This window comes from Orrella daihaiensis (assembly GCF_022811525.1).
In the GTDB taxonomy this organism is placed as follows: domain Bacteria; phylum Pseudomonadota; class Gammaproteobacteria; order Burkholderiales; family Burkholderiaceae_B; genus Algicoccus; species Algicoccus daihaiensis.
This window is the reverse complement of the sequence record NZ_CP063982.1, coordinates 2,780,300-2,803,849: the sequence shown is the minus strand read 5'-3', so window position 1 is coordinate 2,803,849 and position 23,550 is coordinate 2,780,300. Positions and strand designations below refer to the sequence as shown.

At 53.5% G+C, this 23,550-nt stretch carries 23 protein-coding genes; 16 read left to right on the top strand and 7 right to left on the bottom strand.

The annotated features are described in order from the left end of the window. Positions 1–202: 202 nt before the first annotated feature. The 8 genes from DHf2319_RS13020 (at position 203) to DHf2319_RS12985 (ending at position 10,184) form a co-directional block, all read left to right on the top strand. Complete coding sequence (locus tag DHf2319_RS13020) at positions 203–844, top strand: calcium-binding protein (protein WP_243478779.1); 642 nt, start codon at positions 203–205, stop codon at positions 842–844. A gap of 222 nt (positions 845–1,066) precedes the next feature. Continuing rightward, positions 1,067–2,209 carry a DNA polymerase IV gene (gene dinB, locus DHf2319_RS13015; RefSeq protein ID WP_256462163.1) on the top strand — a complete coding sequence of 381 codons (1,143 nt, stop codon included), beginning with the start codon at positions 1,067–1,069 and terminating at the stop codon, positions 2,207–2,209. Positions 2,210–2,353: 144 nt separating this feature from the next. Further along, positions 2,354–2,674 carry a hypothetical protein gene (locus tag DHf2319_RS13010; RefSeq protein WP_243478778.1) on the top strand — a complete coding sequence of 107 codons (321 nt, stop codon included), beginning with the start codon at positions 2,354–2,356 and terminating at the stop codon, positions 2,672–2,674. After that, positions 2,664–5,774: a glycosyltransferase gene (locus DHf2319_RS13005; protein ID WP_243478777.1), complete on the top strand. Its 3,111-nt coding sequence runs from the start codon at positions 2,664–2,666 to the stop codon at positions 5,772–5,774. Before DHf2319_RS13010 ends, DHf2319_RS13005 begins: the two co-directional genes overlap by 11 nt. A 2-nt stretch (positions 5,775–5,776) precedes the next feature. After that, positions 5,777–6,310 (top strand): hypothetical protein, encoded by a 534-nt coding sequence (locus DHf2319_RS13000; RefSeq protein ID WP_243478776.1) that lies wholly within the window; start codon positions 5,777–5,779, stop codon positions 6,308–6,310. Positions 6,311–6,497: 187 nt separating this feature from the next. Continuing rightward, positions 6,498–8,888: a glycoside hydrolase family 18 protein gene (locus tag DHf2319_RS12995; RefSeq protein WP_243478775.1), complete on the top strand. Its 2,391-nt coding sequence runs from the start codon at positions 6,498–6,500 to the stop codon at positions 8,886–8,888. Positions 8,889–8,964: 76 nt separating this feature from the next. Beyond that, a complete protein-coding gene (locus DHf2319_RS12990; RefSeq protein WP_243478774.1) occupies positions 8,965–9,573 on the top strand; it encodes an RNA polymerase sigma factor in 609 nt (202 codons plus the stop codon). After that, complete coding sequence (locus DHf2319_RS12985) at positions 9,573–10,184, top strand: hypothetical protein (RefSeq protein WP_243478773.1); 612 nt, start codon at positions 9,573–9,575, stop codon at positions 10,182–10,184. The genes DHf2319_RS12990 and DHf2319_RS12985 overlap by 1 nt, the downstream gene beginning before the upstream one ends. A gap of 8 nt (positions 10,185–10,192) precedes the next feature. On the opposite strand, the gene DHf2319_RS12980 is transcribed toward DHf2319_RS12985, so the two are convergent. From DHf2319_RS12980 to rfbB, 4 genes are read right to left on the bottom strand one after another with little or no spacing between them, the layout of a single operon-like run. Beyond that, on the bottom strand, positions 10,193–11,353 hold the full coding sequence (locus DHf2319_RS12980) for a hypothetical protein (protein WP_243478772.1): 1,161 nt from the start codon (positions 11,351–11,353) through the stop codon (positions 10,193–10,195). Positions 11,354–11,363: 10 nt separating this feature from the next. Further along, positions 11,364–11,921, bottom strand: coding sequence for a dTDP-4-dehydrorhamnose 3,5-epimerase (rfbC, locus tag DHf2319_RS12975; RefSeq protein WP_243478771.1), 558 nt, complete (start codon positions 11,919–11,921; stop codon positions 11,364–11,366). A 3-nt stretch (positions 11,922–11,924) separates the two neighbouring features. Then, a complete protein-coding gene (rfbA, locus tag DHf2319_RS12970) occupies positions 11,925–12,830 on the bottom strand; it encodes a glucose-1-phosphate thymidylyltransferase RfbA (RefSeq protein ID WP_243478770.1) in 906 nt (301 codons plus the stop codon). Beyond that, the gene (gene rfbB, locus DHf2319_RS12965) at positions 12,823–13,878 is read right to left on the bottom strand and encodes a dTDP-glucose 4,6-dehydratase (RefSeq protein WP_243478769.1); all 1,056 of its coding nucleotides are present in this window, start codon (positions 13,876–13,878) and stop codon (positions 12,823–12,825) included. Before rfbB ends, rfbA begins: the two co-directional genes overlap by 8 nt. A gap of 211 nt (positions 13,879–14,089) precedes the next feature. Here rfbB and DHf2319_RS12960 point away from each other — a divergent pair, with 211 nt between their 5' ends. The 6 genes from DHf2319_RS12960 (at position 14,090) to DHf2319_RS12935 (ending at position 19,828) form a co-directional block, all read left to right on the top strand. Further along, entirely contained in the window at positions 14,090–14,863 is a 774-nt protein-coding gene (locus DHf2319_RS12960) for a FadR/GntR family transcriptional regulator (RefSeq protein WP_243478768.1), read from the top strand. A gap of 8 nt (positions 14,864–14,871) precedes the next feature. Continuing rightward, positions 14,872–15,654, top strand: coding sequence for an enoyl-CoA hydratase (locus DHf2319_RS12955; protein ID WP_243478767.1), 783 nt, complete (start codon positions 14,872–14,874; stop codon positions 15,652–15,654). Between the two features lie 43 nt (positions 15,655–15,697). Next, entirely contained in the window at positions 15,698–16,459 is a 762-nt protein-coding gene (locus tag DHf2319_RS12950) for a sulfite exporter TauE/SafE family protein (protein ID WP_243478766.1), read from the top strand. A 27-nt stretch (positions 16,460–16,486) separates the two neighbouring features. After that, positions 16,487–17,428, top strand: a complete 942-nt coding sequence (rfbD, locus tag DHf2319_RS12945; RefSeq protein ID WP_243478765.1) for a dTDP-4-dehydrorhamnose reductase — start codon at positions 16,487–16,489, stop codon at positions 17,426–17,428. Next, positions 17,425–18,387 (top strand): lipopolysaccharide heptosyltransferase I, encoded by a 963-nt coding sequence (waaC, locus tag DHf2319_RS12940; RefSeq protein WP_256462162.1) that lies wholly within the window; start codon positions 17,425–17,427, stop codon positions 18,385–18,387. Before rfbD ends, waaC begins: the two co-directional genes overlap by 4 nt. 88 nt (positions 18,388–18,475) lie before the next feature. Further along, a complete protein-coding gene (locus DHf2319_RS12935; protein ID WP_369810200.1) occupies positions 18,476–19,828 on the top strand; it encodes a 3-deoxy-D-manno-octulosonic acid transferase in 1,353 nt (450 codons plus the stop codon). Here DHf2319_RS12935 and DHf2319_RS12930 read toward each other — a convergent pair. From DHf2319_RS12930 to DHf2319_RS12920, 3 genes are read right to left on the bottom strand one after another with little or no spacing between them, the layout of a single operon-like run. Continuing rightward, complete coding sequence (locus tag DHf2319_RS12930) at positions 19,794–19,964, bottom strand: hypothetical protein (RefSeq protein ID WP_243478764.1); 171 nt, start codon at positions 19,962–19,964, stop codon at positions 19,794–19,796. The two genes, DHf2319_RS12935 and DHf2319_RS12930, sit on opposite strands and share 35 nt — an antisense overlap. Positions 19,965–19,996: 32 nt before the next feature. Next, positions 19,997–20,749: a type III pantothenate kinase gene (locus tag DHf2319_RS12925; RefSeq protein WP_243478763.1), complete on the bottom strand. Its 753-nt coding sequence runs from the start codon at positions 20,747–20,749 to the stop codon at positions 19,997–19,999. Beyond that, complete coding sequence (locus tag DHf2319_RS12920; RefSeq protein WP_243478762.1) at positions 20,746–21,594, bottom strand: biotin--[acetyl-CoA-carboxylase] ligase; 849 nt, start codon at positions 21,592–21,594, stop codon at positions 20,746–20,748. Before DHf2319_RS12920 ends, DHf2319_RS12925 begins: the two co-directional genes overlap by 4 nt. A 52-nt stretch (positions 21,595–21,646) precedes the next feature. On the opposite strand from DHf2319_RS12920, the gene DHf2319_RS12915 reads away from it, so the two are divergent. After that, complete coding sequence (locus tag DHf2319_RS12915) at positions 21,647–22,774, top strand: MlaE family ABC transporter permease (RefSeq protein WP_369810199.1); 1,128 nt, start codon at positions 21,647–21,649, stop codon at positions 22,772–22,774. Then, positions 22,774–23,550, top strand: a complete 777-nt coding sequence (locus DHf2319_RS12910) for an ABC transporter ATP-binding protein (RefSeq protein WP_243478761.1) — start codon at positions 22,774–22,776, stop codon at positions 23,548–23,550. Before DHf2319_RS12915 ends, DHf2319_RS12910 begins: the two co-directional genes overlap by 1 nt.

Below are 23,550 nucleotides of genomic sequence, written 5' to 3'. Positions count from 1 at the left end.
TGCTTGCCACCTCAAAAGTCATTTAGCAGCAGTGTGTGTTCTGTTTGCAGCGAGGAAAACGGTTAATGGCGGAAAGAAACGCTGCGTACAGTCAGGCACTGCCTGATATCTGTACGCTAACCACCCATACGCATTGAGTTTTGCAAAACACAGCACACAGAAAAAACATCTTTAATCGCTGTGGCAAAAAGACACGACAGCATTGTCATCACGGTTTTACGCACGATGCACACACGGTTTTCTCTACGATTACAAACGGTTAGCACGGTTAGTCACGATTACGGGTGGCGCAGGTGCGGATGTTTTGATTGGTGGCGATGGCGCAGATACCTTTATCCTTGCCAACGTTGCCAACGTTAAAGCTACAGCCGACAACATTCTCGACTTCACCACAAGTGACAACATTGCCATCCAGGCTTTTGGTGAGTTTAGTTTGCATCAAGCGAATGGCGATGCTTTCTTTGGCACTTTCGCTGGTGTTGTATCAACGGTTAACATTGCAGACGGCGCTGCGAATTTGGCTACGAAAAACGCCAACGTCATTGCTATCCACGCCAACACGGCTGACTTGGCAGTGGGCTATGAGAACATTGGCGCACTGCAAACTGCAGTGGATGGGGCCGCGATTACAGAAATTGATGGTGGTTCCTTCGCTGACGGGGATGAACTTTTGATTGTTTGGTTTAACACCACCGACAATGCGTATGAACTAGGTATCATTACCGTCGAAGGCGGCAACGGCTTCGATGGTGCAGACGAAACCTATGAGAAGTTGCTTGAAGTCGATGTTGTTGGCACGCTCACTCTTGCTGAGGTTGCCGCGTCGATTGACTTCATCAGCTAACCAGATAGCATCAAACTCCCATAGCATTTCCCTCGATCGTGCTGCGTCTGAAGGCAGCGACGGTGCGTCGCGCTTGCCACACCTAACAAGGTCTAATGCAGTCGTAAACGAATCAAGTCTATGACTAAGTAGATAAGGTTTCCTTTTTAAGGAAGTCTACTCTTGATGCGCTGAAATCTGTTCGCCATAATGTGAGCCATCTATTTCAGGTGTGTTTTCACTGTGTCATCTTCCCGACGCATCGCTCATCTCGACATGGATGCATTTTTTGCGTCAGTCGAGTTGTTGCGTTACCCCGAATTGCGTGGCCGTCCCGTGGTGGTGGGCGGCAGACGAGTGCCTGCGCCTGAAGGCAATGTTGGTAATCGGGTGTTTGGGCGTTTGGGCGACTATGTTGGGCGTGGGGTGGTGACAACATCTACCTATGAGGCGCGTGCCTTCGGGGTGTTCTCTGGGATGGGTTTGATGCAGTCGGCACGACTGGCCCCCGATGCGGTATTGCTACCGGCAGATTTTGAGGCGTATCGAGATTACTCGCGTCGGTTTAAGCAGGCCGTGCTGTCGGTGGTGCCAGTGATCGAGGATCGCGGTATTGATGAGATCTATCTAGACCTGACCGAGTTTGATGAACCCAGTGCAGTCATTGCGGATAGGATTAAACAGGCGGTGCGTGATGCTACCGGCTTGAGTTGCTCGATCGGTATCTCGCCGAACAAGCTGTTGTCGAAGATTTGCTCTGATCTGGATAAACCAGACGGGCTGACGGTGCTGTTAATGTCTGACTTGGCAGATCGAATTTGGCCGTTGCCAGTGAGCAAAGTCAATGGCATAGGCCCCAAAGCCACTCAGAAGCTAAAAAGTTTGGGGATTGAGTCGATTGGTCAGTTGGCACAGGTTCCAGTGGGAGAGCTGCAGTCTCAGTTTGGCGCTCACTATGGACGATGGTTGCACGAGGCTGCCCATGGCATGGATGACCGACCGCTTGAGACCAGCCGTCAGCCTAAGTCACTGAGTCGTGAGACCACGTTTGAACGCAATTTGCATGTACGTCATGATCGGACCGAATTAACGGCCATTGTGGACAATCTGTGTTTACGTGTGGCCGATGATTTGCAACGCAAGTCGTTGGCTTGTCGCACCGTAGGGTTAAAGGTGAAGTTTGCTGATTTTTCTGTGGTGACGCGCGATGTCAGTGTGCAGGTGCCTCTGCAGGGGGCTCGGCAACTGCGTGAAGCACTGGCCGATTGCTTAAAGCGCATCGACTGGCACGACCGGATCCGTCTGCTTGGCGTACGTGCCAGTGGATTGACAGACCAACAGGACGTGCTCAGTCAACCATCGCAACTCGATCTGTGGCGGACGTAACAGTTGTTTTGAGGTGAAAGGGCTTTCAATGGTCGCTCTGGCAAGCCGCAGCTTGCCACAGTGAGAATCGTTACAATCTGATGGTTTGGTTTGCAGGCAAGCGGATTTGTTTGTTTAGCCAACGAGTAAGCCTAGGATTCGCCCGTGAAAAACCTCCTGCCTTTGATCAAACATCCGATCGAGCATGCTATTCGCTACGTCGCCAGAAGACCTGGCTTGAAGGAGCGTTTACGACCGCTGGTGGCCCGCATACCGTTTGTCTATCGCTGGGTAGTCGAGCGGCGCACCCGTCAAATCAGGGCGGATTTTCTGAAGGCCTGGATGAAACGCGACAACCCGCAAGTGCAGATCGCAGGCCAGAGCGGTTTTCATTTGTCGGCAGTGCCGGCACGCAGCACCGATGAAGTCTTGCAAGCGATTCGCAAAGAGCTTGGGCAGAGCCGAGGGGAGTCGGATGCAGGTTGAGTCGCAGGTTCAGGTTGATTATGCCGGGTTGAAGGTGGCTCTGCTCACGGCAGGTCCGAGTGCTGGGCCAGTGGGTGGTGCGGAACGATTTTTCGAGGGTTTGTATGAGGGGTTGCAGTTAATTGGTTGCGCCGTGCAACGCATTAATTTGCCTGCGGATGAGCCTGATTTCAAAACTATTCTGCGTAACTACACCGCTTGCCAAGCGTTGGATTTGAGTGCCTTCGATGTAGTCATTTCGACTAAAGCACCATCTTATGTTGTCGAGCATCCTGCTCATGTTGTGTATTTGGTTCACACTGTTCGGTCATTCGACGACATGTTTGATTCGCAATTTACGCAACCCACAGCAGAACTGTACGAGCAGCGCGCTAGGTTGCATCGCCTTGAGCTTATGCCCATGAAGCAGGCCAGAGCTAGGTTTGCGATTGGTCAGGAGATTGCCGATCGTCTCTACCGCTGGCGTGGTCTATCTGCCGGCGTCATCCATCCGCCTTTGGTATTAGAGGGATTTGAGCAGGGTGTCTGTGGAGATTATTTTTTTCTGCCGGGACGCTTGCATCACTGGAAGCGGATTGACCTGATCATTGAGGCGGTCAAACAGTCGTCTTACCCCTTCAAATTCAAGATCGCCGGCACGGGTGATGATCTCGAGCGCTTGCGATCAATCGCAGGTGATGATGACCGGATTGAGTTCTTGGGGCGGATTAGTGACGAGGACTTGGTGCAACTGTATGCCAACGCACTCGCTGTTCCTTTCGTGCCAATTCATGAGGACTACGGTTACATCACGCTTGAAGCGTTTGCTTCAGGCAAACCGGTGGTGACCTGTAGTGACTCGGGTGAGCCTGCCCGGATTGTGCAACACCGTGTCAATGGCTTGATTGCCGCTCCCAATGCTGATGCGGTTCGGCAGGCGTTGGAGGCCTTGTATGACGATCGTGAGGCAGCTTCTCGCATGGGGGCTGCTGGTTTGCAGTGGGTGAGCGCCATGCCGGATTGGCCCGCTGTGGCTCGTGAGTTGGTGCAGGCCGGACTCAGTGGTACACCCATGACCTACGACCAAGGCACAAGCGTGTGCGTTTTGGACATGCAACCGATCGATCCACCAGTGGGCGGGGGACGATTGCGTCTTTTGGGGCTTTATCACAATCTCAGTGATGATGGCAGCTGTACATATGTCGGCACTTATGACTGGCCAGGCGAGTCATATCGCTCGCACATGCTTAGCAATACCTTACGTGAAATCGATGTGCCCTTAAGTGATGAGCATCACCAGGCAGCCGCTCAGATGGCGCGTGAAGCAGGTGGTACCAATGTTATTGATTTGATGTTTAGTCAGCAGGCGAGTTTGTCGCCACAGTATGTTCAGACTGCCCGAGACAACGTTAGCCAGGCTGATGTAGCGATCTTCTCCCACCCATGGATATTTCCATTGGTTCAGGACTGCTTGCGTCCCGATCAAGTCGTGATCTACGACTCTCACAATGTGGAGGGCTATCTGCGAGCGCAGTTGCTCGATGAAAGCGATCCAGTCCAAGCCAAGGTTTTGCGGCAAGTGGTCGATGATGAGAATTTAGTCGGCAACGCCGCGCACTGGATTCTGGCCTGTTCACATGAGGATCTTTTGCGGTTTAACCGTATCTATGGCTTTGCGCTCGACAAAATGCGGGTCGTCCCCAACGGCGTGATGGCGTTTGCCGAGCCTTTGCCAACTTTGGAAGACAAGACCCGTGCACGCGCAGCTTTCGGTTTGTCGGGCGATTCATTGGTGGGTATTTTTATTGGCAGTCCTTATGGCCCCAACCTTGAGGCGGCAGAATTTATCAATGAGGAACTGGCACCTTTGGTGCCGGATGTGACCCTGGTGATTGCTGGCGGGGTAGGCATGGGCATGAAGGCCAGCTACCCCAACGTGCGAATTACTGGACGATTGTCTGAGACAGATAAGCAACAGTGGTTACAAGCTAGTGACTTTGCCGTGAACCCCATGATGTCAGGCTCTGGCACCAACATCAAGATGTTTGATTTCATGGCCATGTGTTTGCCGACCGTGACCACGGCTGTGGGTGCTCGAGGTATTGATGCAGGGGGGCGAGAAGCGGTTCTGGTGGTTGATCAGCAAGCCGATGCTTTTGCGCAAGCGATTGTTCGCCTACAGGATCCTGATTTACGGGATGCCATTGGGCAAAACGCTCGCCTGTGTGTTGAAGAGGGCTATGCCTGGGAACGTATTTCGCGCCAGCTTGGTTGTTTTGTAGATGCAAGGCGTCGCCTGGCAGGCCAGCCTTTGCCACATTTCTCAGTGGTGATACCAACCTACGAGCGCCATGACTTGCTCGACGAGTTGTTGGCACGTCTGCAGCAACAGATTGAGCGGGATTTTGAGGTGGTGATTGTGGATCAGAGCGCTCAGCCTTATCCTCGGGCCCATGAAGAGTTGGGTTTTCCCGTCACTTATTTTCATAGTCCAGTCAAAGGAGCGGTCAGAGCCCGCAACACGGGTGCGATGCTGGCCCAGGGAAAAATCATCGCGTTTGTAGATGATGATTGTCAGCCGCAACCTGATTGGCTGATGAACGCCCGACCTTACTTTAATCATCCGGATATGGTGGGGTTAGAAGGTTTGATTTATTCAGATCACATGCATGATCCTGATTGGCGTCCTGTGAGCAACGTGGGATTTGAGGGTGTGGGTTTCATGACGGCGAACCTCTTTGTTCGATCATCTGCATTTCAGTTGCTCGGTGGTTTCGATTTGCAGTTTGATCGGCCTCATTTCCGCGAAGACACTGATCTGGGTTGGCGACTGATGGAGCTTGGCATGGTGATGTACGCCAAAGAGGTCAAGGTATTCCATCCGGCATTGCCTCGCTCTGAGGAGCGGGAGTCGGCTGCAACACGCTCGAAGTTTTTCGAGAAAGACGCGTTACTCTATAAAAAGCACCCAGCGCGTTATCGTGAACTGTTCTTCATAGAGCGACAGTTTGATCGCACGCCGGGGTTTGCACAGAACTTAAAGGCCGGATTCAATAAACATGGGATTGACATGCCTGACTGGATGCAGGCAACCTTGCAAAGTTCGCGCAAGGAGAGTTAACGATGCCGGTGGCTCAGCGTTTCACCACGGAATACATCGACCACGAAGACAGGTTACGCATTAGCGCGTCATTGCCTAATGAAGAAGTTGCCGTGATGTGGATCACCCGGCGGTTGCTCGATCGACTGGCGTCACATCTAGCGGGCCTGTTGGAGCAGGAAACCGCGCAAGCGCCGTTACCCGAAGTACAACAAACCTTTGCGCAGCAAGCGGCTGTCGCCTCGCACGTGCAGCAATCCCAAGAGCAAGAGCAGGTCCCGGTTCAAGCTCAACAAGCGCAAACGGTGCATGAGTGGCTGGTGCTCGAAGTCGATGTCACACCTTTGGAGCAAGGCGTGCTACTAAGGCTTAGGGGAAGCCAAGCCGAGCAAGTGGTGGAGTTAGGCATGCCGCCCGTGCTGCTGCGGCAATGGTTGGCCATCGTTCATGGGCAGTACATGAGAGCCGAATGGCCCTTGTCAGCCTGGCCTGCCTGGATGAACGAAGCAGCTCAAGCACCGGCGGCCGCAGAAAACTCTGGTGTCATCCTGCATTGAGTGGATTGGGCCGATTGGGCTGGCGCGCCACAACAATTCCTTAGTTAAAAAACAAAAGTAAACACAAAAAAATTTTTTGAACCGTTTCTCTGAACTCAACGACCAAGAGGTAACGGTCAGGTTCAAAGGGCGTCGATAGTCCACGCCAAGCCTGACCAGTCTGACTTAGTTGACAAGGAGAAAAGACGTGTCAGTTCAAAGCACAACCGTATACACCATCAATTGGTCTTGGGGTCAGCATGCTGAACTCGCATTTGATCCAAGCCGCGATGTGCTGGATTTTGGGTGGTTTTCTGGTAGCAGCTTCACACTTAGCGAAATCAACGGTTCGGTGGTGATTTCCATCCCATCCAATCAGCAAACTTACACACTGACGGGCGTGTCATTTGCCGATTTAAGCGCTCGCAACGTGGTAGCCAAAGATGCCGCAGCGCAAGCTTTGTGGACGCAAGCCTTCAATGATGCGGGTGTGAATGACAGTGCAGTTAACGACAGTCCAGTGAGCGATACGCCTGCCGGTGACAGTGCCAACAGCAGTGGCAATGTATTGACGGGTGGATTCACCGTCACTTGGGCGTGGAATCAGCAATCCGTGGTGCAGTTTGACCCACAGACTGATCAGATCAAGTTTGGCTGGTTTGGCCCTGACAACTTCAATGTGTCAGAAATCAACGGTTCAGTGTTGATTGAAGTGGTCGGTAACCAGCAAACCTACACCTTGCAAGGCGTATCGTTGGCAGACCTCACCATGGCCAATATTGATGCCCTCGATGGCAATACCATCGCAAAATGGCAAGGTGTACTCGGTGCGGTTAATGAGGTGCCCCCAGAGCCGGAAACTCCGCAGCTAGAAACACCAGAACCAGAGCCTGAGGCTGAGCTAGAGGAAACACCTGAGCCAGAAACGCCTGTTACGCAAGGCCCAGACCCCATTACCCCAACTCCCACCAACCCTGCACCGCCGGTGACGGGTGATGCCAGTGGCAAGCCGATTATTGCGGCCTACTACCCTGAGTGGGCGATCTATAGCCGTGATTTCGATATTGCTGACATTGCGGCTGATGATTTGACCCATTTGATTTATGCGTTTGCGCAAATCGATAGTTCAGGTCGCATGAGTTTGTTTGATCCTTACGCTGCTGTAGAAAAAACTTTCAGGGCTGACGAGAGTGTTGACGGTGTGGCTGACACATGGGATCAGACACTGGCTGGTAACTTCAACCAATTGGCTGAGCTTAAAGTCACCAATCCAGGGTTAAAGAACCTGATTGCTGTTGGCGGCTGGACTTTGTCGGGGCCGTTCTCTGACATGGCCGCCACCGCTGAAGGCCGCGCCAACTTTGCGGATTCGGCGGTCGAGTTTTTAAAGAAATACACCATGTTTGACGGCTTGGATTTCGACTGGGAATATCCCGGTGGTGGCGGCTTGGAGTCCAACAAGATACGTCCTGAAGACGGTGAGAACTATGCGTTATTGCTGCAGGCGGTCAGACAGCGGCTGGATGCGCTGGAAATTGAGACGGGTCGATACTATGAAATCTCAGTGGCTTCACCAGCGGGCTCAGACAAGATTGCCAATTTCAACTTGGAAGGTTTGACGCCTTATGTCGACTTCTTTAATTTAATGGCCTATGACTTTCATGGTGGCTGGGAGAACATCACGGGGCATCAGGCGCCGATGTTTGACACCATTGGTGGTGACTACGACATCGTGACTGCGGTTGATCTGTACAAACAGGCAGGTGTGCCAGCAGATAAGATCGTCCTCGGTGCGCCTGCCTACACCCGAGCCTGGGCCGGGGTGACTGATACAGATGGCGATGGTGGCTGGCAAGAGGTGACCAACCAGTTGGCACCAGGATCCTTTGAGCGCGGTGTCTACGACTATAAAGATGTGGTGGACAAGGTGCTTGATCCCGATTCTGACTGGACTCTCTATTGGGATGATGAGGCGCAAGCTGCCTATGTCTTTAGCGAGTCTGAAGGCATTTACTCGACATTTGAGACGCCAACCACGATTGCATTGAAGTCGCAGTGGGCGCAGTCCCAGGGTCTGGGCGGCATGATGTTCTGGGATTTGTCGGGTGATGTGACACAAGGGCCAGAGAGCCTGACCAATGCGGCGTATCGCAGTTGGTATGAAGGGGCGACGGTCGAGGAGATATCGGCGGCCTCTGCATTACAAGCAGACGTGGTGGTCGGTGGCAATGGCCTGATGGATAGTTTTGTGGATTACGTCTATACGCCACCGGAGTTGCCAGTCGTGCCTGAGCAGGGTGTAAGCCAGCCGGTGACTGGTGAGTCTGGGTCTGTCGATGCTGAGGTCTTTACGATCAACTGGTCATGGGGTTCAAATACGATCCTGGACTTTGATCCGCAGACTGACAAGCTTGACTTTGGCTGGATTGGCGGTGATTCATTCACCTTGTCTGAGCAGGCCGGATCGGTCGTGATTGGTTTGCCATCCAATGATCAGACCTACGTGTTGCAAGGTGTGACTGCAGACGATATGTCCCTGCAAAACATCCAGGCTTTGGATGCATCTGCGGCGGCACAGTGGGGGGCGTTCTTAGGTTGATGCGTGCGGTTAAACCGGCTTGTCATGCTGTCACGGTATGATCACACCCGTGACAGCATGAACAAACTCCAACTGCATGACGCCTAAGTCAATTGAAACTCCCATCGAATTAGTCACCGACGAAGATCTTACCGATTGCTTGTCGCGCTTGCGTGAAGGTGATCAAGCGGCAGTGGTTGCTATCTATCGTCGGTTTTATGGCAGCTTGACTGCTTTTGTGCGTCTGCATGTTGACGATTCAGCCGCTGTCGAGGAAATCGTGGATGACACGTTTATGGTGGTGTTCTCAAACCCGACAAGTTTCCAGGGGCGATCGAGCTTTAAGACCTGGTTGTTTGGCATCGCCAAAAACCGTTGTCATGATTGGTTGCGCCAGGCCAAGCGTCAGCCAGCAATTGGTGCGCAAGATGACCAGACGCTGCTCGATGGGCTAGTGGATCCGGCCTGGCCAGCACTGGATCAGCTTGAGCAAGCGCAAGTCAACACCATTATTCATCGGTGCTTGCAGCGCTTGTCTGAAGTCCATCGGCAAGTGTTGTTCTGGGTGTTTTTTGAGGAGATGTCCATGGAGCAAGTGGCCCTTGAGCAGCAATGTGCTGCTGGCACTGTCAAGAGCCGCTTGTTTCATGCCAAATCCAAACTGGCTGAGTGTGTGGGTAGACGGTTAAATGATGGGGTCGCCTGATGAGCAATGAACGTCAGCGGCTTGAAGAGTTACTGCCGTTTTATTTAAACGGCACGTTAGCCGATGCGGATCGTCAGTTCGTGCAAGATGCCTTGCGCGAACAACCGGATTTGTCGAGCTCGGTGGCGTTCAGTGAGCGCATCCAACAAGCCGTCCAAGCGCTGGCCCCTGAACAAGCGCCCGATCCCGCGCGTATCAATCGCTTGTTAGCACGATTAAGTAACGCAAAGCCCCAGATCAAAACCCTACCCTCCCATAATCGTTGGTTCAGCGGTTGGCTCATGGCACTCAGCGGTATGGGTGTGGCCGCAGTCACAGCGACTCTGGTTCTGGGGGTAGGTACATTGCCGCCAGGTTTATTACATGCAGATGGTCTGGATGGACAGGCTGATGTGCGATTGTCATTGGCCGAGGGCATTGACCCGGATCATGAGATGGTCGTGGCACAGCTGCAAAACCATCATGGTGTGATTGTGAGTCAGTCACAGCAAGATGGCCGATATGTGATTGAAGTCGATTTGCAGAGTCGGGCTGCTTCCCAGCACAACCTGATCCAATCTCTACAAGCCAGTGGTCATATCGATGGCTACACCTTGCTGGCCAGTCGTTGATCGGTGAATTAGCTGTCCAGTAGATGTTGAGTGATGAGATTGGCAGCGATTTCAGAACCTTTGAAATCAGCTTGGTCAACTGTCGGTTGTTGCAGCATCGCAGCGAGCTCATCGGCAAAATCACCAGTAGCGATTTGTTGCAATGTAATCTTGCGGGCATGCATCTGTTCATGAGCCCATTGCATTAGACAGTCGCTTTCTGGCCATTGGTCGCGTTCGAGGTATAGCAAGGGTTTGCGATTGACCCGAGTTTCGACAAACATGCCGTAGCCTGGCTTGGTGAGCACAACATCACACGACGCCATCATCACCGCAAAATCAAACCGGTTTAGATCAAACCCAATCGCATGCGATGAATGCCCGACCAAATCACGGTCCATCAAGTAAATGAGCTTACGGCCCATGCAGGTGGTTGGCCAGCTCTCGGGGTGCAGGGGCAAGTTAATGCCACCCATGCTCGTGAGCACAATCCAGCAATCTTCATCAGCCGTCAGATAGTTGGTTTGCTGCTTGATCCATGCCAGCAGCTCGGCGCGCTTTGAGGGTGGGGCGCCGGCCGTTAATGGCTCAATCAGCATGGTTTTAAACCCTGGGGTATCAATGGCCGGCTGCGGGCGCATGACCAGTCTTGTGCTGCTATAGGCTTCGCGCATTTGTTGCAGGATTTGAGTCAGTTGCGCAGCCGACACGCCAGCTGCTTTGGTAGCCTCGGGGTCGCGTCTGACACATTGCTCCAGAATTTCAGCCCAATTGAGTGAGCAGATCGCCACGCTGGGAATGTTGGCTGCTTTGGCAGCGGCCAGTGTCAGATAGGGCGCATCAGCCAATACGCCGGTCAGCCGTCGTGTTTGTAAATGCTGGGCTAGGGTCTCTACATGCTCATCCCAGCGTTGGTGCAAGATGGCGTACCGTTGCAAACTCTGCAAGAGGTCAACACGCAAAGCATCAAGCATTACCATCCCGAAATCATCTGCACCTATATCAAGATGAAATGGGCGTGGCACGCGTGCGGCAATTTGTGTCCTGGGCAACGTGCTGCGAAAGGTCAACTCAAACTCAGGTGCTACGCCCTGGTCGGACAATCTCTGGCAGGCATTAATCACAGGTGCTATCTGAGCCAAGTGCCCAAACCCATGAGCAGAAATCGCAGCCATGATGTGATGGGTCATGGTGGTGTGACTACTGCTTGGCAAGCCACTGTGCCATGGTCATTGCAGCGCCGGGCTGATCTTTAGCAGCCAAGGACGGTTCACTGTTGATTGGCCATTGAATGTTCAGGTCAGGATCATTCCAGACGATGCTTTGTTCATATTCTGGGTGATAGTAGTCAGTTGTCTTGTACAAAAACTCGGCGTTCTCGCTTAAGACCACAAAGCCGTGTGCCAGTCCTGGTGGAACCCAGAGCTGGTGTTTGTTTGAGGCACTCAACAGATGACCCGTCCATTGGCCACACGTGGGTGATTCGGGACGAATATCAACTGCAACGTCAAACACTTCACCAGCGATGACGCGCACGAGTTTGCCTTGTGGGTGTTGGGTTTGGAAATGCAGTCCGCGCAGTACTGATTGGTGGGATCGACTGTGATTGTCTTGCACGAAATGGACTGATAGCCCAGTCGCCGCCTCGAAATCTCGCTGGTTAAAGCTCTCATAGAAAAACCCGCGTTCGTCACCGAAGACTTTGGGTTCGAGCAGTAATACGTCGGCGATATTGGTGTTCTTGACCTGGTAAGGCATGGATTAGCGCCGTTGAGAAATGAGAGACAACAGGTATTGGCCGTAGTGATTTTTCTGCAGCGGTGCTGCCAAGCGTTCGAGCGCCTCAGTATTGATCCAGCCAGCGTTTAATGCCACTTCTTCCGGGCAAGCCACCATGAGCCCCTGGCGCTTTTGCAGGGTGCTGATGAAACTTGATGCTTCTAGCAAACTGTCGTGCGTGCCGGTATCTAGCCACGCAAAACCCCGACCCATGATCTCAACCTTCAGGTGACCTTGCTGCAAGTAGTGGCGATTCACGTCCGTGATTTCAAGTTCACCACGTGCTGAGGGTTTGATGGCGGCCGCAATATCGCAGACTTGCTGATCGTAAAAGTAAAGGCCCGTCACAGCGTAGTTGCTCTTGGGTTGGGCCGGTTTCTCTTCAATGCTGATGGCGTGTTTCTGGCGATCGAACTCGACCACGCCATATCGCTCCGGATCGTGAACATGGTAGGCAAACACGGTGGCGCCTTGGTTTTGTGCATTGGCACTTTGGACCAGTTTGATCAGATCATGGCCGTAGAAAATGTTGTCACCAAGGATCAGCGCACTGGGTTGATTGCCCACGAACTCACGCCCGATGATGAATGCTTGTGCCAAACCATCTGGCGATGGCTGCACGGCAAACTGAATGTTCATGCCCCATTGACTGCCGTCACCAAGCAGCGCCTGAAATCTGGGCGTGTCCTCGGGGGTGGAAATAAGCAAGACATCCCGAATCCCTGCAAGCATCAAGGTCGTGAGTGGGTAATAGACCATGGGCTTGTCGTAGATCGGGATGAGTTGCTTGGACACACCATGCGTGATGGGGTAGAGCCTGGTGCCAGCTCCGCCAGCAAGAATAATGCCGCGGCGCTTGGATTGCTCAATAGTGGTTCGGTTATCCATATTGCTTTTGCACCCATTGTCGATATTCACCACTGGTGACATGTGCCACCCATTGTGGGTTGTCTAGGTACCACTGAATGGTTTGTTTGAGCCCCGACTCAAAGGTCTCTTCTGGTTCCCAGCCCAATTCGTGTTTGATTTTGTTGGCATCAATCGCATAACGTCGGTCATGCCCCGGACGGTCTTGCACGAATGTAATCTGATCGCGGTAGCTCGATTGATCTGGCTTTGGTCTTAGTTGGTCTAGATGGGCACAGATTGTTTGCACAACCGACAGGTTGGTTTTTTCTTGGTTGCCACCGATGTTGTAGGTCTGACCTACTTGCCCGCGCTCAAGTACCCGCATGATGGCCCGCGCATGGTCACGCACGTAGAGCCAGTCGCGCACTTGTTGGCCGTCGCCATAGATGGGCAATGCTTTGCCGGCCAACGCGTTGAGAATAACCAAGGGGATTAATTTCTCGGGGAAATGATATGGCCCGTAGTTGTTGCTGCAATTGGTGGTGAGCACCGGTAGACCATAGGTGTGGTGCCAAGCGCGCACCAAGTGGTCCGAAGCAGCTTTACTCGCGGCATAGGGGCTGTTGGGCTCGTAGGGGTTGGTTTCACGAAATGGTGGGTCATCCGGGTTTAGCGAACCATAGACTTCATCTGTGGAGACGTGCAAGAATCGAAAGTTCTGTTTAGCCTCTTGGTTGAGTGTGTCCCAGAAGCCACGTGTAGATTCCAATAAGTGGAATGTCCCGTTTATGTTCGTGGTAATGAATTCGTCCGGGCCATGAATGGATCGGTCAACGTGTGACTCGGCCGCGAAATTGATCACAGCGCGGGGCTGATGGGTGGCTAGGAGCGATCCGACAAGCTGTCGGTCACCAATATCACCTCGGACCAATGTATATCGGCTATCACTCTGAAATATCGAGAGATTTTCTGGGTTGCCGGCATAAGTCAGCTTGTCCAGGTTAATCACTGGCTCATCAGAATTAGCCAGCCATGTATGGATGAAGTTGCTACCGATAAATCCGGCACCACCCGTGACAATAATCATGCTCGTCCTGTGGGGTTAGGCAAATTGGAAGCCTGACTCAAATTCAAAGAAACTTAGTTGTTGGACAACCCTACTAGATTTCCGCCTAAACGTGTATATGATTAGGCAAAGAAGCGTTGTAACGCTCGTGTAAGTAAAAAACCAATTATTAGGGGGATTGTAGTATGACTCGCATTGCGTTCACCTTGTCACTATCTGTCGGGAGTCTGTCATGAATGGGCTCGGACGCACCGTGCATAGTCGCGAAAACCGTCGTCAGGCGATGGTTAAGCCCGTGGCAGCATTTGAGGGTCTGGGTAAGCCAGAAAACCTTGCAGATGAGATCGCGTCGCAGCTGCGTGACCGCATTCTGAAAGAAACGCTAAGCCCAGGCCAGCGATTGCCAACCGAACAGGCACTAGGTGCTCAGTTTGGCGTGAGCCGAAACGTGATTCGCGAAGCCATCGCCAGATTAAAGCTCACAGGCTTGGTTGAAACTCGGCATGGCGTGGGCACATTTGTCAAAGAGCATATTGAAAACCGACCATTCGAGATTGAGCAGGAAGATTTGCTCGATTTCAAACAGCTACTGGATGTTTACCGCTTGCGAGTTGAGGTCGAGTCAGGTGCGGCAGCACTTGCGGCGACTCACCGCACATCAGCTCAAATGGATGCGATTCGTCTGGCGTTGCGCCAAAGCGAACAGCACCCAGAAGACTGGGAGGCCGATGCCAAATGTGCCGTGGATTTTCATTTGGCGGTGATACAGGCGGCAAACAATCCGTACTTTGTTCGCATCATGGGTCACCTTGATTCAGTGATTCGGGATGCGGTTCGCACCCTTCGGTTTCGCTGCATCGGTACCTCGCGTATCGAAGAGATCGATCAGGAGCACGAGCGTATCGCTGATGCCATCGAGCGTCAGGATGCCAACGCTGCACGTCAAGCCATGCGTGAACATCTGGAAAACGGTATAAACGGCTATCGCAATCTGTTTGGAAACTGAAGTCCTGAATGGACACGCTGCAGCATAAGAAAAACGGCTCGGTTGGCTGGATCACATTCAATGATCCAGCCAAGCACAACGCCATGTCGCTGGACATGTGGACTGGCTTGGCCGATGCCTTGACCGAGTTTGAGCAAGACGATGACGTCCGGGTAGTGGTCTTGACTGGTGCTGGCGATAGGTCCTTTGTATCCGGCGCCAACATTTCTCAGTTCGACAAGCTGCGCACCGCTGCTGACGCTGTTGCCGAGTATGAGCGCATTGCTGAAGGCGCTCAAAACAAGCTCTATCAATTTCCCAAACCGACGGTGGCTCGCATCAAAGGCTATTGCATTGGTGCGGGACTGAACCTTGCCCTTTGTTGCGATGTCCGGATTGCATCAGAAGACAGTACCTTCTTTTTACCGGCCGGCAAGATGGGTCTGGGTTACCGGTTTAGTGCGATTCGCAACTTGGTGACCGTGGTGGGTGCGGCCAATGCGCTAGATATATTTCTGTCGGCCAGGCGATTTGATACACGGGAAGCCCTGCAAAAAGGTTTGGTGCAACTGACTTCGCCGGTCGATTCGTTTAATCAGGTGGTGGATGACTACCTGGCCAAGGTGGCCGCCAATGCGCCCTTGACCTTGGCAGCTGGTAAACAGATGATCAGGCAATTTCAACAACTGCCGGCCAATACTGACCTAGAACAAATGCGCCAGTTGATGCAGCAGTGCTTTGACAGTGAAGATTACGCTGAGGGTAAGCGGGCTTTCGCTGAGAAACGCACACCACAGTTCCGTGGTCGCTAGGCTGCGGTCTTTGATCAGCAATCCGTGAATTTCCACATCTTCCATGGCTGAATACTGGGCTCAGTTGTATCCGAGCACAACGATGCTCGCCGTCATGCTGCTGAGCACGGCGGTAGGTGCCACGATGCGGGCGTTTTCCGGGTTTGGCAGTGGCTTGTTATTAGCACCGGTATTTAACCTTTACCTGTCGCCGGCTGATGTCGTCGTGGTCGTTGTGGCCATTAACCTGCTGGGTACTTTCCAGATGCTGCCCGCGATTTGGAAAGAGATCGATTGGTCCTTGGTGTTCCGTATGGTGCCACCGGCACTGGTCGGTGTACCACTGGGCTGGTTGTTGCTTAACGTACTGGACCCGATTGTGGTCAGGCGCCTGGTGTGTCTGGTGGTGATTTTGCTGGCGCTTTTGTTGTTATCAGGTTGGGTTTATCGAGGTGCACGTGGTCGGGTGCAGGACAGCGTGGCCGGCGTCTCTAGCGGTATCTTGACGGGCGTAGCGGGCATTGGTGGCCCGCCATTCATTCTCTATATGCTGTCAGCACCTAATTACACGCCAAGTTCATTTCGAACATTCTTCACGGTCTACTTCGCATTTGCGCAGTCTTTCGCGCTGACGGTTTTGTTTTTAGACGGTGCCATGGGATTAAAGCAACTGGCCTACGTTGGCACTCTATTTCCCGTCTATGTCGTTGCCACAGCACTGGGGTCCTATCTGTTTGTGCGGGCCTTAAAGCGACGAGCACACCAAATCAAGCGCATTTCGCTCTTGTTGTTATTGGCAATCGGTATCATCGTGTTGTTCCTATAGACAGACTGCCGGTCATACAATGCGCGCATGCCCACAAAAACTGCTAACACTGCTAAAACCGCTGAACTTGACGTATTACTGCTAGGCGCCAATGGCCAAGTCGGACGCGCTTGGTCTGAGGCCCGGTGCGGTGTCAATATGGTGGCTGCTACCGATCGAGCTGGTCTTGATCTGGCAGATCTTGAAAGTCTTGGTGAGACGCTCTTCGACTTGGTTCAAGCGTCTCGGCCAAATGTGATTGTTAATGCGGCTGCCTACACGGCAGTTGATCGTGCCGAGGATGAAGAGCCGCTGGCCTATGCCGTCAATGCCCTTGCGCCAGGGATCATTGCATCAGTCGCTGCCAATCTGGGTCTGCCGCTGGTGCACTATTCAACCGACTATGTCTTTGATGGTCATGGCGATGCGCCATTTGTCGAGACCGATGCGCCAGCACCCTTGTCAGCATATGGGCGCAGTAAGTTGGCTGGTGAGCGTGCGGTTCAGGCGGCAGGTGGCAAGCATCTGATTTTGCGCACCAGTTGGGTGTTTAGTATGCATGGACAGAATTTTTTAAAAACCATGTTGCACTTGGCGCAAACACGCGATCAGTTGCGCGTGGTCAATGATCAGATCGGTGCACCCACACCTGCCGAACTACTGGTGCGCGTGCCAGTGGATATGTTGCGCCAGTTGCAAGGCGTCTCTGATCCCAGATGGGGCCTTTATCACCTCTGCCCGGCTGGATACACGAGCTGGCATGGCTATGCGGTGTATTTGATCGAACGTGCCAGAGCAATGGGTTGGCCCATTCGGGTGGCTGAGAAAGCCATCATTGGTATCGAATCGAGCGAATTCCCGGTCAAAGCCACTCGTCCGCTTAATTCGAGGCTTGCCACTGACAAGTTGCAGCAGGCATTTGATATTGCCTTACCTGACTGGCAGGCTGGCGTTGATCAAGTGTTGCAGTCTTTGGAGTCCGTGCGGTGAGAGTGTTGATTGTTAGAACTTCCTCACTAGGTGATTTGGTGCATATGTTGCCAGCCATCACCGATATCGCCACCCATGTGCCAGGGGTGACGATTGATTGGGTGGTTGAAGAGGCGCTTACCGAGATTGCCCGTTGGCATCCGGCGGTGAATCAGGTTATCCCAGTGGCGCATCGACGCTGGCGTAAGTCGTGGTGGTCTGACCAATCGAGGTCGCAGCGTGCCGAAGTCCTGGAAACAATCCGTCGCAACCGTTATGACCTTGTGCTTGATATGCAAGCTTTGTTGAAGTCCATCTGGCTGGTGCGAGCAGCTAGCGGTGTCAAGCATGGATTGGACTGGCGTAGCGCGCGCGAGCCACTTTGTACCTTTTTTTATGATGTGCGCCACCGGGTAGAGTTCTGGCAGCCTGCTGTGTTGCGCCAACGTCTCCTGGCTGCGGCCGCCTTTGATTACCAGTGGCAGGGCGATCCAGATTTTGGGTTGCAGCGGTTTGGCCAGCATAATCAAGTTCAACAGCCTTACGCGGTCATCATGCCGTCCGCTAGCCGAGACGACAAGCTTTGGCCAGCCCAAGCGTGGCAATTGGTGTTTGATCGTTTGCAGATGGCTGGCTTGGAACTCGTGCTACTAGCTGGCAATGAGCACGAGGCAGCGCGAGCACAAGAACTGATTCAAAACCGAGAGCAAACGCGTGTACAGCCGCGATCTAGCCTAACGGAATTGGCACAACTCATGGCTGGCGCACGAATCATGGTCGGATTGGACAGTGGCCTGACACATTTGTCAGCCGCGTTGGGGGTCGACACCATTGGCATCTACAAAGCGTCCACGCCAGTCCGTACGCCCCTAGTCGGTGCCGGCTATACCGCCAGCCTGGGCGACCGAGGTAAAGAGCCTGATGCTCAAACCGTTTTAGCCGCGGTTCAAGATGCATTCACTCAACGCAGCCCTTCATGATCGCCGGTGGAACCCGCTCTGCGTATACTGAGGTTCACCGAATTTTTTAGCTGGCACGTTTTTGTCAGATTGGCATAGGAAATACGCCGTGTTGCCCCGTTTGATCTACACCTTGCTGTTGTTACTGGCTGCGCCCATCGTGTGGCTTTGGCTGTTGTCACGGGGACGTGGGGGTGCTGCGGCTTGGCAACCATGGGCGGCTGAACGGTTTGGCCGCTTTCCTCAGCCTTGGGATGGTCGCCAGCCCGTGTGGGTGCATGCTGTCAGTGTTGGTGAGGTCAGGGCAGCCAAGTCATTGATTCAAGCCCTGGCCTTAAAAGGCGAGACCGTCATCCTGACCCACTTGACACCCACTGGCAGGGCTGAGGGTCAACGCATACTGACCGATGAAATCCGTCGAGGTCAAGTCTGGCAGCAGTGGGCGCCGTATGACTTTCAGGGGTCTATGCGCCGGTTCTGGCAGCACTTTAATCCGCGTTTGGTCATTCTGATTGAACGCGAAGTTTGGCCCAATCTGGTACATGTCGCACGAGAGCAGTCTGCGCCGATCGTGTTGGCGAGTGCCAGGCTCTCAGAGAAGTCGCTCAAGCAAGCTCGCTGGATAGACCGACTGTTCGGCGGCTTATTGCACGACACGTATCAAGGCATCACGGTGGCTTTGGCACAGTCCGACGCCGATGCGCAGCGCCTGTTCGATGCAGGGGTGGCACAGGTACAGGTATGTGGGAATTTGAAGTTTGATATGCAGTTACCCCATGTCGCGGTGCAAGCGGGTCAACACTGGCGCCAACGGCTTGCACGCCCCGTGGTGGCGATTGCCAGCACCCGCGAAGGTGAAGACAAGCCTATGGTTAATCAAATCAAGGCATATCTCGAGGCCAGTCATGGCGCTAAGCCTTTATTTCTTTTGATTCCGAGACATCCACAACGTTTTAATGAAGCCGCGCGATTACTTGATGGGGCTAGTTGTCGCTATGCCCGTTGGTCAGTCTTGCGTGATGACCCGGCTAGCGATGAACATCTGAAAGCCATTGATGTGGTGTTGGGTGATACCATGGGTGAGATGCCGTTCTTTTATGGCGCAGCTGATATAGCCGTGGTCGGTGGCAGTTTCGAGCGTCACGGTGGTCAGAACTTTATCGAGGCTTGTGCCATCGGCACGCCGGTGATAGTCGGCCCTCACACTTATAACTTTGCTGATGCCGTGGCAAGCGCCAATCAAGCGGGTGCCATTGTACAAGTCCAGAGCCCTGAGCAGGCATTTGAGCAGGTCAAGCAATGGTTGGTTTCACCCGAGGCAGCGCAACACGTTGGTTCGCAGGGTAAATCTTGGGTAATTAACCACCTCGGTGCAACCGAGCGCATGATGCAGGCGATTGTCGAACTAGAGGGTGGAGTGTCAGAGACTAGCGCTTCGGCACACGAGCAACGCCAACAGTAAGCGCCTGGGCATTGAGCTGGGTTTGCATCATGCCAGGCTGGCGCCCGGGCTCTATGTTGGTTGATCCAAACCAGCCCTGTCCAAGTCCAAACATCAGGACATTCACGGCCAGCAAAACGACGACTAAGTATCTCATTGAGTGATTGTAACGCTTGTCAGCCGCGTACCCTAACCTGCCAAGACGGCTAAGCCGTCGAGTACAACGTAAGGTAAATGGTGCATGCGTGCCGCGTCTGGCGAGCGGTTGAATTCGTCCGCTACTGCTGGCCAGGCACCGCCAGTGACGCACAGTACCGGTCGTTGCCCAAAGGTTTGTTGCGCCAGTGTCATTTGCCTGAGAACAGCACCCGCCTGGGCAGCGGCGATGCCGGAGGTGATGGCAGTGATGGTGTCGGTCGGGAAGGTGGTGATGGCGCCGACCGTGTTTGGCAAGTTGGCCGTGCCGTTAGCCAAAGCGTGGTGCATGAGCGACACGCCTGGCAGAATCAAACCACCTAAAAATCTATTGTCGGGGCTCAGCGTATCAACCGTGGTGGCCGTCCCAAAACTGGCCAACAGAATCGGTGGATGAGGCAGCGCAAAATGGCGGGTCAAACCAATCATGCCAACCCAACGGTCGGCACCGAGTTGTGTTGGATCGGGGTAGGCGTTTGCGACCCCAGCGGCTGCGGCACTAGGCGTCACCCATGTCATGGCAACGGGTGCGACGGTGTCTTGGACTGCTTGATTAACTTCGGTATTGGCTGTGCTGACTGCAAAGCAGACACTGGCGGACTCATCAAGCGACTTAATCGCTGCAAGTAATTCGTGCCGCAGTTTCTCCACCGACTCAATTGAAACGGCAGTCACAAATCGTGTGGTGTTGTTCTGATGCGTAGCGAGTTTGAGTCGCGTGTTGCCGATATCGATCAAAAGTTTCATGATTGAGGCATCCGCATGTTTAGGCGCACTGATACATCACCAGCCACAAAAGTCTGCAGCCCACGATCGGTTTTTACCTGCAAACTGCCGTCTGCTGCCAGACCCGAGGCGATACCAGTGGCAATAGTCTGACCCTGATCGATGATGTTAACCCTCTGATTAGTGAGGTAGTCCACGCTGGCATAGTCAGTTTGATATCCCGCAAAACCCTCACGGCCTATGCGCATAACGGTCTCTCGCCATGATTGAGCTACCGTTGCAATCAGTTCATCGGCTGCCGTACCCGGCAGCAATTCATGCCCTAAATCAGCGACTTCGCGACCGAGTGTGCCCTCTAGAGTGTCATGTCCAAACAGATTGAGCCCCATGCCAACAATGACAAACGTATGATCAGCCTTGTTGGAAACTTCAATCAATATACCGGCGCATTTGCCGTGCTCCAGCATGAGATCGTTGGGCCATTTGACCTGCAGACGTGTTGGGGCGGCCAGGAATCGTCGTATGGCTAGGGTGCTGGCTAAGCCAATGGCTGGCCCGAGGCCTTGCAGATTGGTAGGCGCATGTCCTTTGGCGATTGCAAACCCGATGGAGAACATCAATGCACGGCCGGCCACGTTATGCCAGATTCGACCTAGCCTGCCTTTACCCTGTGTTTGATGATGCGTGCCCAGCAGTTGCGGCCAGCCCGCCGCGATGCCCTCGCGACGAGCCAGTGTGAGCAAGCTTGAGTTGGTCGACTCAGTTTGTTCGACCCAGTCGACACCCGCAAAGTCGGTAAGTCTGCGCACCAGTGCGTGGGCGATCACATCAGGCGCAGGCAGTTGAAATAGGGCGTGGTTTGGCACGATCGGCTATAACAGGGGTTCGTGTAGTCAAGTCTTACCGCTAGTATCCCATATGGCTCTAGTTGAATCGTTGTCGCCAAGGTCATCGCCGTTGATTCGGGACGGTGATTGTTGGCGCGTGGGTGCCGATTGGGACGTACAGACACTGTCAGCGCCTGGCATGGTCAGGCAGCGCCGCCTGGCTCTGCGTGCTGCTTCGCCTAACGCTCGGTGGGTACTAGAGCCTGATTTGCGGCTCGACTCGATTGGTGCCCAACTGCTATGGGAACGTTGGGGGCGGTCTCTGCCAGCCGATGTTGAACTCTCAGATGCGCAGCGGCGCTTGTTTGACATGCTCGCGGCTGCCGGCGAGCCCGACCAAATTCCTACCCCCAAATCTGACTGGCTATCCTGGGTCAGGCGTATCGGCGATGGTGTGGCGATCGGTGCTCATCATGGTGAGCGCTTGCTGATGTTGCTTGGCGGTCTGGCCATGGACTGCGTGGCCATGCTGGCCAAACCGATCAGAGGTCCCTGGAAAGAAATATCCGCGCAGGTCTATCGCACTGGCGCACAAGCGCTAGGTATCACCGCATTGGTTGGTTTTTTAATTGGTGTGGTGATTTCATATTTGTCTGCGCAACAGCTTGCACTCTTTGGCGCAGGGCAGTTCATTGTCAAGTTGTTGGGCGTGTCCATTGTGCGTGAGCTTGGGCCGGTGCTGGCTGCCATCTTGGTAGCTGGCCGATCGGGCTCGGCCATTACGGCACAAATCGGTGTGATGCGGGTGACACAGGAGCTTGATGCCATGCAGGTTATGGGTATCTCGCATGGCCAGCGGCTGATCTTGCCCAGAGTGATTGCATTGGCGGTGGTGATGCCGTTGTTGGTGCTTTGGACCGATGCCATGGCGTTGCTTGGTGGTATGTTGGCCGCACACTTTGAACTGGGCTTGCAATTCATGTGGTTTGTGCAGCAATTGCCGGATGCAGTGGGCTTGACCAATTACTGGATTGGCTTGGTCAAAGGCGTGACCTTCGGGATTTGGATTGCATTGGTGGCGTGTCATTTTGGGTTAAAGATCGAACCCAATACGGAGAGCCTTGGTAAAGGGACCACGGCTTCAGTGGTCACGGCAATCACGGGCGTGATTCTAATTGACGCCATTTATGCGGTGATTTTTAGCGAGATGGGGATTTAATGACGCCGGTTCAGCCCATCATCGATGTACAGGATCTGACCACCGCGTTTGGTACGCACATCGTGCACGAACACTTGAATTTACAAGTCATGCCGCACGAGATCATCGCGCTCGTGGGCGGGTCTGGGTCGGGCAAGACAACACTGCTTAATCACATTCTGGGTTTGCAACAGGCGCGCTCGGGCTCAATCAAGGTGTTTGGGCGTTCGATAGAGTCCTATCAGGGCGCTGATCGAATCGCGTTAACGCGTCGATGGGGCATGTTGTTTCAATCGGGTGCGTTGTTCTCGGCACTGCCGGTTTATGACAACGTGGCCTTGCCATTGCGAGAGGTGCATCATTTGCCCGAGGATCTGATTCGTGATGTGGTGCTGATGCGATTAGCCTGGGTGGGTTTGACCTCCAGAGACGCTGCACTGATGCCATCTGATTTATCGGGCGGGATGATCAAGCGGGTGGCACTGGCCCGAGCATTGTCCTTAGACCCGGAACTTCTGTTTCTTGACGAACCGACGGCAGGACTCGACCCGCAACGATCAGATGAGTTCGTAGCCTTGATCAAGGCGCTGCACGCCCAACTCGGATTTACCGTGGTCATGGTTACGCATGATTTGGACACGATTCGCGATTTGTCGACTCGGGTAGCGGTATTAGCTGACAAACATGTGCTTGTCGAAGGTACCATTACAGATGTCATGCAGATCAAGCATCCATTTATCGAAGCATTTTTTCATGGGGAACGTGGGGCACGTGCGCTTGGCACGACAGCCTCATAG

Bases quoted from the DNA above. Each gene is read 5' to 3' on its own strand.
- rfbC (WP_243478771.1), bottom strand. From the start codon at position 11,921: ATGCCTTACCAGGTCAAGAACACCAATATCGCCGACGTATTACTGCTC.
- DHf2319_RS13000 (WP_243478776.1), top strand. From the start codon at position 5,777: ATGCCGGTGGCTCAGCGTTTCACCACGGAATACATCGACCACGAAGAC.
- DHf2319_RS12960 (WP_243478768.1), top strand. From the start codon at position 14,090: ATGAATGGGCTCGGACGCACCGTGCATAGTCGCGAAAACCGTCGTCAG.
- DHf2319_RS12985 (WP_243478773.1), top strand. From the start codon at position 9,573: ATGAGCAATGAACGTCAGCGGCTTGAAGAGTTACTGCCGTTTTATTTA.
- DHf2319_RS12950 (WP_243478766.1), top strand. From the start codon at position 15,698: ATGGCTGAATACTGGGCTCAGTTGTATCCGAGCACAACGATGCTCGCC.
- DHf2319_RS12955 (WP_243478767.1), top strand. From the start codon at position 14,872: ATGGACACGCTGCAGCATAAGAAAAACGGCTCGGTTGGCTGGATCACA.
- DHf2319_RS13005 (WP_243478777.1), top strand. From the start codon at position 2,664: ATGCAGGTTGAGTCGCAGGTTCAGGTTGATTATGCCGGGTTGAAGGTG.
- rfbD (WP_243478765.1), top strand. From the start codon at position 16,487: ATGCCCACAAAAACTGCTAACACTGCTAAAACCGCTGAACTTGACGTA.
- DHf2319_RS12930 (WP_243478764.1), bottom strand. From the start codon at position 19,964: ATGAGATACTTAGTCGTCGTTTTGCTGGCCGTGAATGTCCTGATGTTT.
- rfbA (WP_243478770.1), bottom strand. From the start codon at position 12,830: ATGGATAACCGAACCACTATTGAGCAATCCAAGCGCCGCGGCATTATT.
- rfbB (WP_243478769.1), bottom strand. From the start codon at position 13,878: ATGATTATTGTCACGGGTGGTGCCGGATTTATCGGTAGCAACTTCATC.
- DHf2319_RS12990 (WP_243478774.1), top strand. From the start codon at position 8,965: ATGACGCCTAAGTCAATTGAAACTCCCATCGAATTAGTCACCGACGAA.
- DHf2319_RS12910 (WP_243478761.1), top strand. From the start codon at position 22,774: ATGACGCCGGTTCAGCCCATCATCGATGTACAGGATCTGACCACCGCG.
- DHf2319_RS12980 (WP_243478772.1), bottom strand. From the start codon at position 11,353: ATGACCCATCACATCATGGCTGCGATTTCTGCTCATGGGTTTGGGCAC.
- DHf2319_RS12915 (WP_369810199.1), top strand. From the start codon at position 21,647: ATGGCTCTAGTTGAATCGTTGTCGCCAAGGTCATCGCCGTTGATTCGG.
- DHf2319_RS12925 (WP_243478763.1), bottom strand. From the start codon at position 20,749: ATGAAACTTTTGATCGATATCGGCAACACGCGACTCAAACTCGCTACG.